13 protein-coding genes and 2 tRNA genes are annotated in these 15,605 nt (G+C 59.6%); 5 read left to right on the top strand and 10 right to left on the bottom strand.

Annotated elements, in window-relative coordinates; translation table 11 throughout:
• Positions 1 to 138: 138 nt before the first annotated feature.
• The 3 genes from F3H58_RS11670 to F3H58_RS11660 form a co-directional block, all read right to left on the bottom strand.
• The gene (locus F3H58_RS11670; protein WP_149742363.1) at positions 139 to 735 is read right to left on the bottom strand and encodes a demethoxyubiquinone hydroxylase family protein; all 597 of its coding nucleotides are present in this window, start codon (positions 733 to 735) and stop codon (positions 139 to 141) included.
• 193 nt (positions 736 to 928) lie between these two features.
• Complete coding sequence (locus tag F3H58_RS11665; protein ID WP_149742292.1) at positions 929 to 1,327, bottom strand: hypothetical protein; 399 nt, start codon at positions 1,325 to 1,327, stop codon at positions 929 to 931.
• A gap of 149 nt (positions 1,328 to 1,476) precedes the next feature.
• Positions 1,477 to 2,841 (bottom strand): dicarboxylate/amino acid:cation symporter, encoded by a 1,365-nt coding sequence (locus F3H58_RS11660; RefSeq protein WP_149742291.1) that lies wholly within the window; start codon positions 2,839 to 2,841, stop codon positions 1,477 to 1,479.
• Between the two features lie 520 nt (positions 2,842 to 3,361).
• On the opposite strand from F3H58_RS11660, the gene F3H58_RS11655 reads away from it, so the two are divergent.
• Complete coding sequence (locus F3H58_RS11655) at positions 3,362 to 4,282, top strand: DUF1499 domain-containing protein (protein WP_149742290.1); 921 nt, start codon at positions 3,362 to 3,364, stop codon at positions 4,280 to 4,282.
• Between the two features lie 263 nt (positions 4,283 to 4,545).
• On the opposite strand, the gene F3H58_RS11650 is transcribed toward F3H58_RS11655, so the two are convergent.
• A complete protein-coding gene (locus tag F3H58_RS11650; protein WP_149742289.1) occupies positions 4,546 to 5,454 on the bottom strand; it encodes an MBL fold metallo-hydrolase in 909 nt (302 codons plus the stop codon).
• 202 nt (positions 5,455 to 5,656) lie between these two features.
• Between F3H58_RS11650 and F3H58_RS11645 the strand changes: the two genes are divergently transcribed.
• A tRNA-Gln gene (locus F3H58_RS11645) sits at positions 5,657 to 5,731 on the top strand.
• 40 nt (positions 5,732 to 5,771) lie between these two features.
• On the opposite strand, the gene F3H58_RS11640 is transcribed toward F3H58_RS11645, so the two are convergent.
• The 3 genes from F3H58_RS11640 to F3H58_RS11630 form a co-directional block, all read right to left on the bottom strand.
• Entirely contained in the window at positions 5,772 to 6,410 is a 639-nt protein-coding gene (locus F3H58_RS11640; protein ID WP_149742288.1) for a hypothetical protein, read from the bottom strand.
• Between the two features lie 242 nt (positions 6,411 to 6,652).
• Positions 6,653 to 8,386, bottom strand: a complete 1,734-nt coding sequence (gene mqo / locus F3H58_RS11635; protein ID WP_188128884.1) for a malate dehydrogenase (quinone) — start codon at positions 8,384 to 8,386, stop codon at positions 6,653 to 6,655.
• 389 nt (positions 8,387 to 8,775) lie between these two features.
• On the bottom strand, positions 8,776 to 9,198 hold the full coding sequence (locus F3H58_RS11630) for a hypothetical protein (protein ID WP_003520473.1): 423 nt from the start codon (positions 9,196 to 9,198) through the stop codon (positions 8,776 to 8,778).
• Between the two features lie 264 nt (positions 9,199 to 9,462).
• Here F3H58_RS11630 and F3H58_RS11625 point away from each other — a divergent pair.
• Positions 9,463 to 9,539: transfer RNA gene (locus tag F3H58_RS11625), tRNA-Pro, on the top strand.
• 844 nt (positions 9,540 to 10,383) lie between these two features.
• Here the strand turns inward: F3H58_RS11625 and cysN are convergent.
• The 3 genes from cysN to F3H58_RS11605 are packed head-to-tail and all read right to left on the bottom strand — an operon-like array spanning position 10,384 to position 13,631.
• Positions 10,384 to 11,868, bottom strand: a complete 1,485-nt coding sequence (gene cysN / locus F3H58_RS11615; RefSeq protein ID WP_080856054.1) for a sulfate adenylyltransferase subunit CysN — start codon at positions 11,866 to 11,868, stop codon at positions 10,384 to 10,386.
• Positions 11,868 to 12,821 carry a sulfate adenylyltransferase subunit CysD gene (cysD, locus tag F3H58_RS11610; protein WP_003520470.1) on the bottom strand — a complete coding sequence of 318 codons (954 nt, stop codon included), beginning with the start codon at positions 12,819 to 12,821 and terminating at the stop codon, positions 11,868 to 11,870. Before cysD ends, cysN begins: the two co-directional genes overlap by 1 nt.
• Before the next feature lie 27 nt (positions 12,822 to 12,848).
• Complete coding sequence (locus tag F3H58_RS11605) at positions 12,849 to 13,631, bottom strand: phosphoadenylyl-sulfate reductase (RefSeq protein ID WP_188128883.1); 783 nt, start codon at positions 13,629 to 13,631, stop codon at positions 12,849 to 12,851.
• A 204-nt stretch (positions 13,632 to 13,835) separates the two neighbouring features.
• On the opposite strand from F3H58_RS11605, the gene F3H58_RS11600 reads away from it, so the two are divergent.
• Together F3H58_RS11600 and F3H58_RS11595 are read left to right on the top strand one after the other, a co-directional pair.
• The gene (locus F3H58_RS11600) at positions 13,836 to 14,276 is read left to right on the top strand and encodes an RrF2 family transcriptional regulator (RefSeq protein WP_003520468.1); all 441 of its coding nucleotides are present in this window, start codon (positions 13,836 to 13,838) and stop codon (positions 14,274 to 14,276) included.
• Positions 14,277 to 14,521: 245 nt separating this feature from the next.
• On the top strand, positions 14,522 to 15,547 hold the full coding sequence (locus F3H58_RS11595) for a sulfate ABC transporter substrate-binding protein (RefSeq protein WP_065654285.1): 1,026 nt from the start codon (positions 14,522 to 14,524) through the stop codon (positions 15,545 to 15,547).
• Positions 15,548 to 15,605 lie beyond the last annotated feature (58 nt).

The following is a 15,605-nucleotide window of genomic DNA, read 5'->3' as shown; positions in this document are numbered from 1 at the left end:
CACTTTTATTGCCGCGATTGATACGCCTGTTTTGAGACGGGGAAAAGCCGCGTAGGGGCGGAAAGTTGCGTTTGGTAAGCGAACCTCTTCGCCGTCATGCGAGCCTTGAACCGGCATCCACTTGCCTGAGCCTCGGCATCAGGACTGTCTGGAACGCGCCATTTCAGCGCGCATCCAGCTTGAGTCTCCCCATGTCGAGAGCCAGATCATCAGATCGGTGAGAAAGCCGATAATCGGCAGCAGAAGCATATGGCCCAAACCGCGCGTCGTCTGGTTTTTCTCGGCCTCGTGTAGATGAGCCAATTCCTGTTCCTGAATCGAAGCGATAAGCCTATGCAGCTCGGGATCTCTTGTTTGCAGGAAGGCCAATTGATCTTCCAGATGGCGGTGAACGGTGCTTTCAACGGCCTCGGTGCAAATCCAGACCATGTTGCGTCCGCCGAGCGCCGTCATAAAACCGAGCAGGAGACCTCCAAGGCTCCAAAACGCCATGACGCGACAAGGCCTTGCGTTTCTGGATGGCATGGCGTCCCGAAACCGGCGGCAATGATCGATCTCGTCTTCCCGCATTTCCTGAAGAGCGGGTACGATGTCCGGAAACAGCCGGCGAGCCATCCATATCTGCGCGCCGTAGATCCGGATAGCGCCAAACTCACCGGCGTGATTGACCTTGAGGATACGCCGAACGGTAAGCGCCGGGTCGTATTTGCCGGGACTGCCGGACGTTCGAAACATTACCAAGGCGCGTTCCATTCCAGCAAAATGCAGCAGATGTTACCCGCACTATGACACGCGGCTGTGACCACGATTGATAAGCCTGTTTCGATGCTAGGAGAACCCCATTTGGTGCGGAAAGTTACAGCCGCCGGAGCGGAGATGCAGATATCGCAGCCTCCGTCGGTTTCGAAACCAGGCATCCTGATTCCGCTCAGGGATCAAGCAGGAAAGACGGCGGGAACAAACCCTGTTGAATGAGCCAGTCGCCGAGCAGAACCGTGAGGATGGCGATGAGGACGATGCCGCCGATAAAGGCGAAGAGGCCGAGCGTGGCGCGGGGCCACCGGCGGGTTTGATAAAGGTAGATCGCAAGCCCGATGGGTGCGAGCAGAACGGTGGTGATTTTGGCTGCGGAGCTGCGCCGGAGGTCCCGCTTTTCGGCATCCTCTATCTGCCACCAGGCAAATAGCGTGATGATGCCGATCATCTGCACCAGATCGTTTGCGGTAAAGGATGCTGGAGGCCCGGCGGGCCAGACGGCTGCATCGATCAGAAGCCCGAGGGAGATGAAAGCGAGCAGGCCGACATAAATCCAGTTGCGTTTCGCCATGCACAGTTTCCGCTCTAAATTGCGCTTTTGCCCGTGCCGTTATCGCTATCGATCAAATTGGCACCGTCAACCCCAAACTATCAGGGAAGAAAGGGAGTGGTCCGCATGGGGCGTCTCCCTGTTCCGGAAACGCCCCATGATTGTCGCCGTCAGGCCGGCGCTGCTTCCCGGTCGTCGAGTGCGTCGATATCCTTGGCGTTGTTATAGACGGCCTCATCGAGAATGCCCTCGCGCTTAGCGACGATGGTGGGCACTAGCGCCTGCCCAGCGACGTTGACCGCCGTGCGGCCCATGTCGAGGATCGGGTCGATGGCGAGCAGCAGGCCCACACCTTCCAGCGGCAGGCCGAGCGTGGAGAGCGTCAGCGTCAGCATCACCACGGCACCCGTGAGACCGGCGGTTGCGGCGGAACCGAGCACCGAGACGAAGACGATCAGCACATATTCCTGGATGCCGAGCGGCACCTGGAAGAACTGCGCGATGAAGATCGCCGAAATCGCCGGATAGATCGCAGCGCAGCCGTCCATCTTGGTGGTGGCGCCGAGCGGTACGGAGAAGGCGGCATATTCGCGCGGCACGCCGAGGCTCTTTTCCGTCACGGTTTCGGTGACGGGCAGCGTGCCGATGGAGGAACGCGACACGAAGGCGAGCTGGATGGCCGGCCATGCGCCCGCAAAGAAGCGCGACGGCTTCAGGCCATGGGCGATCAGCAGCGCCGGATAGACCACGAAGAGCACCAGTGCGAGACCAATATAAACGGCCGCCGCGTACCAGCCGAGCTGCGACAGCGTCGTCCAGCCATATTGATCGACCGCGCGACCGAGCAGGCCGATGGTGCCGATGGGGGTGAGGCGGATGACCCACCACAGGATTTTCCGCACGATGGCGAGCAGCGACTGGTTGAAGGCGAGGAACGGTTCCGCCGCCTTGCCTGCTTTCAGCGCCGCGACGCCAAAGGCAATCGACACCACGAGCAGCTGCAGCACGTTGAAGTTCAACGAGGTGCTGGCCGCGCCATTATTGAGCTTGGTAGACGCTTCGAGGCCGAAGACATTGGCCGGGATCAGCCCCTTCAGGAAATCCAGCCAGGAGCCGGTGGAAGAGGGTGCCGCCGCTGCCGTATTGGCAATCGCCGTGTTGACGCCGGGCTGAATGACAAGGCCGAGCACGATGCCGATGACGACGGCGATCAGCGCGGTGATGGCGAACCAGAGAAGTGTCTGCCACACAAGCTTCGCCGCATTGGAGAGGTTCTTGAGATTGGCGATGGAGGCGACGATGGCCGTGAAGATCAGCGGCGGAACCAGCGCGCGCAAAAGCTGCACGAAAATGCTGCCGATGGTTTGCAGCGTCACCGAAAGCCAGTTGGGGCTGCCGGCGGCATCGGGACCGATGTTGCGCGCAACGAGGCCGAGCAGCAGGCCGATGACCATGGCGATCAGAACCTGAAAGCCGAAATTGCGATAAAAGGGTTTAGGCCCGGAGGGGCCGGCGGACGTCGTTGCCTGTGACATGACATGTCTCTTTATTGTGCAAGAAAACGAGAATGTTGCACTTTTTACACGCATTCTCGAGGGAGGTCGCCGAGAATACGCCGATTTCCTCAGCAATTAAGGGATGAACGTGCGTATTTGTTGCGTTGTCGGGGAATAATTCTCTTAAGTAGAGACAATGCGGAAAAATATTCCCGCTTCTTGTTGCCTTCGACGTCAGAGTCCTAAAACCTATAGTTTGGCAGTGTCATAGCCTGATATTCCGTCACCCCGGACCTGATCCGGGGTCCAGCGCGATCAAGTCCTTGATCGTAAAAGACTCATTCCTCACGGCGCAGCATGGCTGGATGCCGGATCCATCCTCGGGCTTGTTCCGGGGACCGGCATGACAGAGAAGTTCGCGCGCTTTAGCGTAGGGATCGCCTCCTCCTTTGTTTTCCTCGCCGCAAATCCGGTCTATGACATCATATGCAGGTGATTCCCTGCCAGAATTCGGGTGCAACGCTTTTTAGCCAATGCGATCTAACGGATATCCGCTTTCATGACTGTGCGTTTCGTCCGGCCTTTTTCGGTTGCAGCCTATCTTTCCCGCTATCTCGGTCTTGCGGCGCTTGTGCTGTTTCTCATCGCCGCCGGCATTCATCGTTTCGGGCCGCTGACGACGCCAGATCTTGTCGGTCTCCTCATTATCGCCGCTGGCATCGCACTCGCGGCTGTGCTTCTGGCGTTGATCGGGCTTGAGCGGCTGTGGACAAAGGGCGCACGCGGCGGCCTTTCGGCGCTGGCGGCGTTGCTTCTCTCGGCCCTGCCGCTCGGCGTGGTCGGTTACGGCGCTTTTCTTTATTGGCAGCAGCCGAAGATTTACGACATCTCCACCGATCTCACCGACGTGCCCGAATGGCTGGTGACGCCCGCCGCCAACCAGCAATGGCTGGTGCGGCCCGCGACTATCACCAAGGAAGACCGCGACGCGCAAACCGAAGCCTATGCCAGCCTCGCCGGCCGCCGTTATGAAGGCGCAATCGACCGCATCTATGCCGCCGCCAAAAAAATGGCCGCCGCCCAGAATATCCGCATCGCCCACACGAAGGGCGTGATCGGGGCGGAAGATGCGCCCTCCGTCGGCGTTCCGGAGCAGGACAGGACGCAGCCTGCGGAAGAAGGGCCGGTCGAGGATCTGCCCTCCATCGTGCCGGTGCCCATGGCCCGCCCGACGGACGCGCCTTTGCCCACTTTCTTTAACGGTAGCGGCGTGGTGCTGATGCAGGGCGAAACCCGCACGCGCATCTGGGGCCTGCGTTTCGATATCCTCATCCGCCTCAAGGAAGAGGCCGAAACCACCATCGTCGATGTCCGCGTCGCCTCCCGCTACGGCCCGCACGATCTCGGCATGGGCGCTGCGATTGCCGAAGCCTATCTCGATGCGCTGGATGCGGAAATGCAGGGGTTGAACGACAATTGATGTGTAGCTGACGCTTCGTCGTCTTGATGGGGACGAGCGGGCGCCGCCTGTTTCTTCTCCCCGATGGGGAGAAGGTGGCCCGAAGGGTCGGATGAGGGGGCACCCTCTCCGAACACATCTACCCTTGCCCCCCTCATTCCGCTGCCGCGGACTTCTCCCCCTCGGGGAGAAGAAACGGGTGGCATCCGCTCGATCCAATCAAGGCTTGGAGTGAGAGGCGAGGTCGCAACGTGCCCTGAAATCTCGCGTGCCAGAAATATCCGCTATGCCGGAAAATACTCACCCAGCAGCGAAGGCGCACCATCCGTCTGTACCTCGCCCTTTTCGATCAGGTCTTCGATATGCGCCAGCACGGAAAGTGCGGCCGCGCCATGCAGGCGCTTGTCAGTGCTGGCATAGATCACCTTCACCATGTCGGCGATCAGCCGGTCGCCTTCGCGGATACGCTTCAGAACCGCCTTTTCGCGCATGCGGCGGTGGGCGCGCAACCCCCGCATGAAGGCGGCGGGATCGGTGACCGGGCCGCCATGGCCGGGCAGGAACAGCCGGTCGTCGCGGGTGAGCAGCCGTTCCAGCGAGGCCATGTAATCGCTCATCGCCCCATCCGGCGGCGCAACGATGGTGGTGGCCCAGGCCATCACATGATCGGCGGAAAAGACGATGCCGCTGCCATCGAGCGCGAAGGCGGCGTGGTTGGCCGTGTGTCCCGGCGTATGCAGCGCGGTAAGCCGCCACCCGTCGCCGGAAAGGCTTTGGCCGTCGCCAAGCGCGATATCGGGCACAAAAGCCGTATCGGAACTTTCGGCAAAGGGGTTTGTCTCGCCCACGTGCAGCGGGCGCGCGGCACGGTGTGGACCTTCGGCCACCGTTATCGCCCCGGTCGCCCCCTTCAGCCGGCGGGCAAGCGGCGAGTGATCGCGGTGCGTATGGCTGACGAAGATATGGGTGACCTCGCGGCCCTTCAGCGCCGCCATCAGCGCCTGAAAATGCGCCTCATCCTCCGGACCGGGATCGATGACGGCGACGGAACGGTCGCCGACAATATAGGAGTTAGTGCCATGGAAGGTGAAGGCGGAGGGATTGTTAACGGTGATGCGCTGGATCAGCGGAGCGACGGGAACCGCCTCGCCATAGGCCGGCTGGAAATCGAGATCGAATGCCGGGTCCGCCATCGAGACCTCCTGAAAAATGCCATGCCAGCTTGAGCCGCAGCCTCAACCGCGCCATCGCCAAGCCCTAACATGCGAACTTCGCCACGGCACCCAAAAAGCTTGAATTTTGTGAAAAAATAAGTCGCCGGGTCATTGCCGGGCCGGGCAGGCTTTGCTAATCAGGCGCGGTTCAGGCAGCGGCGTTTCGCCTTCGCTGCCCTGTTGGGGCGTCGCCAAGCGGTAAGGCACCGGTTTTTGGTACCGGCATTCCCAGGTTCGAATCCTGGCGCCCCAGCCAAAATTCTCATTTCACAGGCAACCCGGCTTTGCCTCGGAAATTATCGACGCCGAGCGTGGAAAATTAGCTCAAGCGCAGCTTCGACGTCGTCAGGACCACGCACCTTGAAACGTGTATTTCCTCGATCGTCTTTGATCTCCAACTTCGATACACGAGAAAAGTGGTCAACTGTGCCGCGAACGGTAATAGACAGTTCCTCCACACGGGGCTGCACAATAACGTACCAGAAGTTATCCGGGGTTTCGCTGAAGTTGCGGGATAGACCACGCTTCAGTTCTCCTGGATAGCGTTTCCGAACGCCTTCGAGCAATTGCGCGGCAGCTCTCTGCATTGGATCGGGCAACTCGCTGTGGACCAACTGCAGAAACTCACGATCACCTGTAGGCATTGATACCGAGTATCCATCCATAGGCTTTTCGATTTCGCGGCGTACTAAAGAAACCTCGGCAGTCGACAGCAGAACGATAGTTTCCTGCTGCGTCCCTACATTCAATGCAGAGGCGTCGCCGATATCGAACTCTAACGTGCCTGTTGCGGATTCGTACTTTCCCTCGCGAAGTAACAAAATGCTGCGTTCGCCAATAGCGCTAGGGGGACTGCCCAGCAACCTCACCTGATGAGGCGGCATATCTAACCGCCATATGCCCTCTGCTAGCTTTTGCACGCCGGTCGCTGTCATTCTTAGTGACATAATGTTTCCTCCAGATATATTTCTATCTGTACAGATAAATCTGCAGATGGTCAATTCAGATAAGCTGAAGGCATGGTTCGCGTGCGGTTGCCTGATGACAAGCACTTATAAACAGGTTCAGAATTTTGGACGGTGATAGAAGACAACGTTGCGAGTAGAGAAGCCACCTCCAACAAAAACGCCGCGCATCCAGAGACACGCGGCGTTCAATCCTAAATCGCAGCCAAGCCTTAAAGCGCGATATCCGGCACCTTCTTCACCGGCGCACCCGCAGGGGCCGCACCGGCGCCCTTCAGTGCCTCAAGGTCGATCTGCGGCGGGGTGGGCAGCTGCAGGTGTTCGGCCGTATAGGCCCATTCCTGCTGCACCTTTTCCGGGTCGTCATTGAGCTTCGTACCGTAGCTCGGCACGATCTGGCGAATCTTGGCCTGCCATTCCGGTGTCGCCACCTTGTCCTTGAAGACCTTTTCCAGAACGCTGAGCATGATCGGGGCGGCGGTGGAAGCGCCCGGCGAAGCGCCGAGCAGGCCGGCGATGCTGCCGTCCCTGGCGGCGACGACTTCGGTGCCGAGCCGCAGCACGCCGCCCTTTTCTTCGTCGCGCTTGATGATCTGCACGCGCTGGCCAGCCTGCCACAGACGCCATTCGCCCTGCTTGGCATTCGGGAAATATTCCTTCAGCGCAGCAAAACGGTCGTCATCCGACATCATCAGCTGGCCGGCGAGATATTCCACCAACGGATATTCGTCGATGCCCACCCGCACCATCGGCCAGGCATTGCTGGTCGTCACGGAGGAGACGAGATCGAAATAGGAGCCTTCCTTCAGGAACTTGGTGGAGAAGGTGGCGAAAGGTCCGAACAGGATGACACGCTTGCCGCCCAGCACGCGGGTATCGAGATGCGGCACCGACATGGGCGGCGAGCCGACCGAGGCCTTGCCGTAAGCCTTGGCAAGATGCTGCATCGTCACATCGGGGTTCTCGTTGATGAGGAACGAGCCGCCGACAGGGAAACCCGCATAATCATCCGCTTCGGGAATGCCGGACATCTGCAACAGATGCAGCGCGCCGCCGCCAGCGCCGATGAACACAAATTTCGCATCCACCACCTGTTCGGCATCGGTCTTGGTGTTGGTATAGGTCACGCGCCAGCTGCCATCGGCATTGCGCTGGATGTTGGAAACCTCGCTATTGACCTGCAGGTCGAAATTCTGGTCGCCCTGCAGATGCGAGACGAACTGGCGGGTGATTTCGCCAAATTCCATGTCGGTGCCGAGCGGCGACCAGGTCGCGCCGATCTTCTGGGAAGGATCGCGGCCTTCCATCATCAGCGGCACCCACTTCTTGATCTGCTCGGGATCGGTGGAGAACTCCATGCCGGCGAAAAGCGGGCTCGCCTTCAGCGCCTGATAGCGCTTTTCCAGATAGGCGACGTTCTCGTCACCCCAGACGAAGCTCATATGCGGCGTGTGGTTGATGAAGGAGCGCGGGTTCTTCAGAACGCCGTTGCGCACCTGCCATGCCCAGAACTGCCGGGAAATCTGGAAGGATTCGTTGATGTTGATCGCCTGGCTGATCTTGATGTTGCCCTTGTCGTCTTCGGGCGTGTAGTTCAGCTCGGCAAGCGCGGAATGGCCGGTGCCGGCATTGTTCCAGCCGTTGGAGCTTTCAAGCGCCACGCCATCCAGCCGCTCCAGCATCTGCATCGACCAGGTGGGCTCGAGTTCACGCAGCCACACACCGAGCGTCGCGCTCATGATGCCGCCGCCGATCAAAAGCACATCGACCTTCTTGGCAGCCGTATTGGCGAGAAGCGGTGCAGAGGGCAGCGCCGCTGCGGCAATGCCGGCAAGCGCGCCGCCCAGAACCTGTCGGCGGTTCATGGGAAATGCGTTGGAAAGGGTGGTTTCCTGGGAAAGATCAGTGAGCTGGGATTTGTCTTGATCGATGGGAGTCACGGCCATACCTGATTCTTGTTTTGTGTTAAAAACATTCCTCCCGTTCGCCCCGTTACAGCAAAGCGCAAACCGGCACAACCCGGACTCTTTCACTCCAGTTCAAGCAGTTTTGCAGGGATTTTGCAGGGACATATGGTCGCAAGGACCATTTTTGCGGTTTTGCCGATCGTCATTTTTATGATGGCGAAGATTAGCCGACGCTTTCAAACGGTTGAAAGGGTTCTGTGAGCGGGATATCGCGCAAAGGCGGATATGACGCTGTTTTCGGCGCGTTCCGGGTCGCAGGGTGCGGCTATAGGCAAAAATTTTTTCAGAAAAATGACAATAATCCCGAAAAAAGTGAAAAGGCCCGCCGGTTCGGGCGGGCCTTGCTGCGTCTGGCCTTTGGCCGAAGATCAGTCTGCGGCGAGGAATTCCGCGCAATAGCTCGGGCCGTTGATGCCGGGGCGGTCGGAAACCGTGCGCACGGCGGTAATCTTGTAATCGCTGGAAACGACGAGCTGCACCGTGCAGGAGAGCGAAGCGGTGCGGGCGGGCGAGATCTGGCGACCCTTCTTGCCATCCTTGCCTTCTTCGAACCTGGCCGGAATGGTGGCCTTTCTGTAGCCGCCGCGCCAATTATAGACGGTGGAGCTGCCGGTTTCCGTATCGCTGAGCGGCGGGCCGAATTTTGCGAAGAAAATGCCTGCGGACTGGCCGACCCAGCGGGTCTCAACGGGGCTCTTCTGGGTAAAAGAGGGAGTGGAGCCGCCCGTGGAAGTGGTGCAGGCCGAGAGCGCAATGGCAAACGCTGCAAGCGTTACGCTGCGAGATAGCATGGTGAAATGTCCTTTGTGCCGTGTCCGGCTTCCCGCCGGTCATTCCGTTCCCCTAGCAGATTTGGAGACGGCGGGCAGGGGAGGTGTGCGGCTCGATGAAAATTTCCTGCCACAATTGCTTTTTTGTAACGTTTTGAGGCCTTCCAGCCGGTTCCACAGACCTCTGCCAGGGTTGTTTCAACAGATGGGAAAAACTTGTCACAAAAAATGCAATAAGCCGCTTGTCGAATGCCGGAGGCTGGTCTATAGAAGCGCCGCTGGTCACGGAGTGTAGCGCAGTCTGGTAGCGCACCACGTTCGGGACGTGGGGGTCGGAGGTTCGAATCCTCTCACTCCGACCAGCTTGAAGCCCAATAGTTACAGCGGCTTGCAACTCATCCCGAAAATTCCAGGATCGAAATCTCGCACGGAAACCGGACCTGTGAAAACCTGTGCCGGCGAACTGCATTCGCCGCTCGCGTCTGAAATCAGGGCGCTGGTGCGAATAACTGCGTTCAAATCGCTGTTCTTCAACCGGTATCCGCTCTGGGAGCGAGTGTTTCTTTCCGCGTCCGCTCACGGATGCGAATCGTCGCCGTCAAACAGCAGATGGATCGCTTCGGCGGGTTTGTTGTCGCCACCCGGCACCCCAACAAAAGAGGCCCGTCGCTCCGCCAAGCGCCAGGCCTCAATGTCGCGGCCTGTTTCAGGGGACGCGCGACAGGAATCGTCTTAGAAGCCTCAATTCCTCTTCACAATCCAAGAAGTTATCCATCACCGTCATGGGCCCTGAATTTCAGGGGCATCGTCGCGATCAACTTATCGCGATCAAAAAGAGGCCCGCTGCTTTTTCAAACAACGAGCCTCTGTTGGGCCGCTTGGCGGAGCGACCGCATGCAAATTCGTCTTTCGCGCATGAACGTCGAATGAACAAACAGCTTTTTATGCCGCCGAGAAACAACCCGTAAAAATCAGGAGAGCGGCATGGATCGGAAAGCCGCCTCAGCCGTTATCTAACCATACAACAATGGAGGATAGCATGCTGAAGGGTATCGCATTGTGGGCTATGGGCGTTCCGATCTTCGTGATCATTCTGCTTTATATGTTCGTGTTTTAAGCCATCCGCAATCTCTGACACGGCATTGGCCCTGCAACGAAAAAGGCGACCGCTTTGACGGTCGCCTTTTGTTTGTTTGAGGGGGCGTGTCAGCCCAGATCGCCGATCAGCCGCGCGGCGGTTGCGCCGTCCGTGCGGCGGATGTCGATCTCGTCGCGGTGCTTGGCGAGGAGTTCGCTGGCAAGCAGCTTTTCGGCAAGATCGGCAGGCAGCGAGAGAATGACCCGGTCGCCCTTTTCTTCCGTCGCACCGACGCTGCGCTTGCCGGCGATCATGCCGCCCGCAACCGTGTTGTTGGTGTCGGGATCGATCAGAATGAAGGAACCGGTCGAGCGGTTTTGTTCATAGGGATCGAAGATCGCCGTCTCGTCGAAGGAAAGCCGCACCTTGCCGATGGCGTTCATCGGCAGCGAGGTTTCATGCGCCTGCCATTCGCCTTCCTTCAGGTTCAGCTGGCTGACGGGCTGCACGCTGACGCGCTGGCGGCGGCTGCCGCTTTTCAGCCAGTAGCGCTTGCCTGCCTCGATACCGCCCGGCTGCAACGCCACGATCTGGGCGTCGAAGGCAAGGCCGGTCTGCGGCTGCGCCTCGATGGAGACGATCATGTCGCCGCGCGAGACATCCACCTGACGGTCGAGGACGAGCGTGACCGCATCGCCCGCGACGGCGGCGTTGCGCACCAGATCGAAGGTGACGATCTGCTTGACATTCGCGACCATGCCGGAAGGCAGGACAACGACGCTGTCGCCCGGCTTCACCGAACCGCCGGCAACCGTGCCCTGATAACCGCGAAAGCTTTCACCCGGCCGCGAGACGCGCTGCACCGGCAGTCGGAAGCCGCCGGACTGAGCGGAGCGAACGGTCGCCAACTCCAGCGTTTCCACCAGCGTCGGGCCTTCATACCACGGCATGGAGGCCTTGCCGGAGAGAACGACGTTTTCGCCCTTCAGCGCCGACATCGGAATGGCGGTGATCTGCTTGATGCCGAGATTGGACGCGAAATCGCGGAATTCATGGGCGATCAGCTCGAAACCGGCCTTGTCGTAATGCGTCAGGTCGATCTTGTTGACGGCCAGCACGAATTGCCGGATGCCCATCAGCGCCGCAATGGTGGCGTGACGGCGTGTCTGTTCGAGAATGCCGGTGCGCGCATCGACGAGCAGCACGGCGAGATCGGCGGTGGAAGCGCCGGTCGCCATGTTGCGGGTATATTGCTCATGGCCGGGCGTGTCGGCGACGATGAAGGCGCGCCGATCGGTGGCGAAATAACGATAGGCGACATCGATGGTGATGCCTTGTTCGCGCTCCGCCTGCAGACCGTCGAGCAGCAGCGCGAAATCGGGCAGGCCGAGATCGTTCTGCTTGCCGCTGTCGCGGTGGAGCGTCGCGGCCTGGTCTTCCTTGACGGCCTTGGTGTCCCAGAGAAGACGGCCGATCAGGGTCGACTTGCCGTCATCGACGCTGCCGCAGGTGATGAGGCGAAGCGGACGCGTGTCGCGGGCCGCCTTCGAATGCTCGGCAAAGGGCAGAATGGTGGCGGAAGAGGAGGGGGTGTTGGCGGCGGCAGTGCTCATCAGAAATACCCCTCGCGCTTCTTCTTCTCCATCGAGCCGGACTGGTCGCGGTCAATCGCGCGGCCCTGCCGTTCGGAAACGGTAGCGATTTCGAGTTCCGCGATCACTTCCTGAAGCGTCGCCGCCTCGGAACGGATCGCGCCGGTCAGCGGGAAGCAGCCGAGCGTGCGGAAGCGGATCGAGCCATGCTTGATCTCTTCGCCGGGCAGCAGTTCCAGCCGCTCGTCTTCGGCAAGGATCATCATGCCGTCGCGCTCCACATAGGGACGCTCGGCGGCGTAATAGAGCGGCACCAGCGGAATGTTTTCCGCTTCGATGTAGCGCCAGATGTCGACTTCGGTCCAGTTGGAGAGCGGGAAGGCGCGCACGCTTTCGCCCTTGCGGACCATGCCGTTATAGATGTTCCACAGTTCCGGGCGCTGGTTGCGCGGGTCCCATTTATGGTCCGGCGTGCGGAAGGAATAGATGCGTTCCTTGGCGCGGCTCGCCTCCTCATCGCGGCGCGCGCCGCCGAAGGCCGCGTCGAACTGGCCGGCATCGAGCGCCTGGCGCAGCGCTTCGGTCTTCATGATGTCGGTGTAAAGCGCAGACCCGTGGGTGAAGGGCGTTACGTTTTCGCTCGCACCGCGCGGGTTGGTGTAGGAAATCAGGTCGAGATCGTATTCCTTGACGATATTGTCGCGGAATTCGATCATTTCCTTGAACTTCCAGCCGGTATTGACGTGCAGCAGCGGGAAGGGAATGCGGCCGGGGAAAAACGCCTTGCGCGCGAGATGCAGCAGCACGGATGAATCCTTGCCGATGGAATAGAGCATCACGGGCTTGTCGAATTCGGCGGCGACTTCGCGGAAGATGTGAATGGCTTCGTTTTCAAGCGCCTTCAGATGGGGATCGAGCGGCGGCTTGGATGCGACAGTATTCTTGCTGTCCGTCTCGTGGACTGCGTTGGACATTGTGAACTCCGGGAATGTACTGAATGATTATCGTTGCGGGATGGCGGAAACGGCGGATGTCTGCTCCGCACCGGCGACGTGAAGACCGCATTCGCGCTTCTCGTCGTTTTCCCACCACCATCGTCCGGCGCGCTCAGGCTCGCCGGGCTTGATGGCGCGCGTACACGGCTCGCAGCCAATGGAGGGGTAACCGCGCTGATGCAACGGATTGACGGGAATGTTCTCCTGGGCGACATGCGCCTTGATGAGATCGATATCCCAGTCAGCCAAAGGATTGATCTTGATAAGATTGCGCTCCGCATCGAACTCGGCGAAAGGCGTCGTGGCGCGATTGCCCGACTGGCCGCGTCTGAGGCCGGTGATCCAGAAGGCGGCGCCTTCCAGCGCCTTGCCGAGCGGGATCAGCTTTCTGACATGACAGCAGGCGTGACGAGCTTCGACGCTTTCGTAAAAACCGTTCAGGCCGTATTTTTCGGCGTAAGCGTCGATATCGTCCTGCTCCGGGCGGAAGCGGCGGATTTCGATACCGAAACGCTCTTCGGTCTCATCGATGAGATCGACGGTTTCCTTGAACAGCCGGCCGGTTTCGAGCGTCACGACATCGATCGGCAGGCGATGCGTGCCGATGGCGGCCGCAATGACCTGATCCTCGATGCCGAGGCTGGTGGTGAAGACCGCCCGCCCGCCGAGGCCGGCGATAAACGAAAGCCGACCCGCCAGATCGAGCCCGGCAAGCGTTGCGTCGAGGGAAGCGGCATCGGCAGAGGCATTTGCTGAATTGATCGTCATTGTCACGTCCGGGATTTCCATGGCCGATTATTGTTGAAATCCGGCCTTTGGAACAGAAATGACAGTCTTTGTGCGCTGCACTTGAGAGCAAAAATGCCTCACGCGCGCTTGGTATGAGCAAAAGATGCCCGTTCACCTTCTTCGCAGCTTGGATTTGAATTGTGACAACTTCTGCGCTAAGCCGGAATTGCCGGGTTTCCGGGCTTGTGGTCTACTGGTTTTACGATGATTTCGCAGAAGGCAAAATACGCGCTGAGGGCGCTCCTTTCGCTGGCCAAGGCCGACGGGGCCTGTCCTGTGCAGATTTCCGACATCGCCCGCGAACAGGCCATTCCGAAAAAGTTTCTGGAGCAGATCCTTCTCGAAATGAAGAAGGAACGCCTCGTCGAAAGCCGGCGCGGCAAGCAGGGCGGTTATCTCTTGGCGCGCCCGGCTGCGGATATCACCTTCGGCGAGGTGCTGCGCCTCATCGACGGGCCGCTTGCCCCCTTGCCCTGCCTGTCGCAGACCGCCTATCGCCGCTGCGAGGATTGCGACGGCGAGAAGCAGTGCGAGATCCGCCACGTCTTTGCCCGCGTGGCCGATGCCACCCGCAACATCCTTTTCAACACCACCATCGCCGATGCGGTGGCGGGTGTCGAAGTGCCCGAGCTTTTGACGGCCTGACGAAAAAATCGTCTAAAACCCCATAATATTTTTCGCCGTCAGCGCAAAAAATCGGCAAAAATGTGAAACGGTTTTGCATTCAGAAAAGTTTTACACGACGCTTGTTGCGCCTTTCGCTTATGCTGCGCTGTATTTGTTGCCCGGGAAAACGCTCTTGGGAAACACTTTTTCGATCGTATTCGGCCTCATTGACCAACTCTACTCAACCGGTAGAGTTAAGCCATCGCAATCAGGAGGGAATACCGATGTCCAAGCTTCTGTCCGGTTTGAGCGTTGTTGCGCTTAGCCTCTCACTGGCACTTGGCGCAGCTGGCTCGGCCGCCGCGCAGACCAAGCTGCTGAACGTGTCCTACGATCCGACCCGTGAACTCTACAAGGACTTCAACGAAGCCTTCGCCAAGAAGTGGAAGGCCGACACCGGCGAGGACGTCACGATCCAGCAGTCGCATGGCGGCTCCGGCAAGCAGGCGCGTTCGGTCATCGACGGTCTGGAAGCGGACGTGGTGACGCTGGCGCTGCAGAGCGACATCGACGCCATCGTTCAGAACTCCGGCAAGATCAACAAGGACTGGCGCACCCGCCTGCCGCATAATTCCTCGCCTTATACCTCGACTATCGTGTTCCTGGTGCGCAAGGGAAACCCGAAAGGCATTCATAACTGGGGCGATCTGGTAAAGGGCGACGTGCAGATCGTGACGCCGAACCCCAAGACGTCTGGCGGCGCGCGCTGGAACTATCTGGCGGCCTGGGCCTGGGCCAACGAAGAGTTCAAGGGCGACAAGGACAAGATCAAGGCCTATGTCGGCGAACTCTACAAGCGCGCCCCGGTTCTCGACACCGGCGCCCGTGGCTCCACGGTCACCTTCGCCCAGCGCCAGATCGGCGATGTGTTGCTCGCCTGGGAAAACGAGGCCTATCTCGCCGGTCAGGAATTCGGCGCTGACGCCTTCGATATCGTCGTGCCGCCGATCTCGATCCTTGCCGAACCGCCGGTCGCCGTGGTTGACGCCAATGTCGACGCCAAGGGCACGCGCAAGGCGGCGGAAGCCTATCTGCAATATCTCTATTCCGACGAGGGCCAGAATATTGCGGCGAAGCACTTCTACCGCCCGTCCAACCCGGCTGTCGTCTCCAAGGATCTGCTCAAGCAGCTGCCCGACATCAAGCTCGTCACCATCGACGACCCGCAGTTTGGCGGTTGGGCAAAGGCGCAGCCCGAACATTTTGGTGACGGCGGCATCTTCGACCAGATTTACAAGCCCGCAAAGTAAGCGGATGATAGGCTGAAAAGCGATCGTCCGTCCGCTGGGACAAGCGAAACGAAAAACC

It is taken from the genome of Rhizobium sp. NFACC06-2 (assembly GCF_900101425.1).
GTDB lineage: Bacteria > Pseudomonadota > Alphaproteobacteria > Rhizobiales > Rhizobiaceae > Agrobacterium > Agrobacterium leguminum.
Note: the sequence above shows the minus strand (reverse complement) of the source record. Positions and strands in the feature narration are given on the sequence as shown.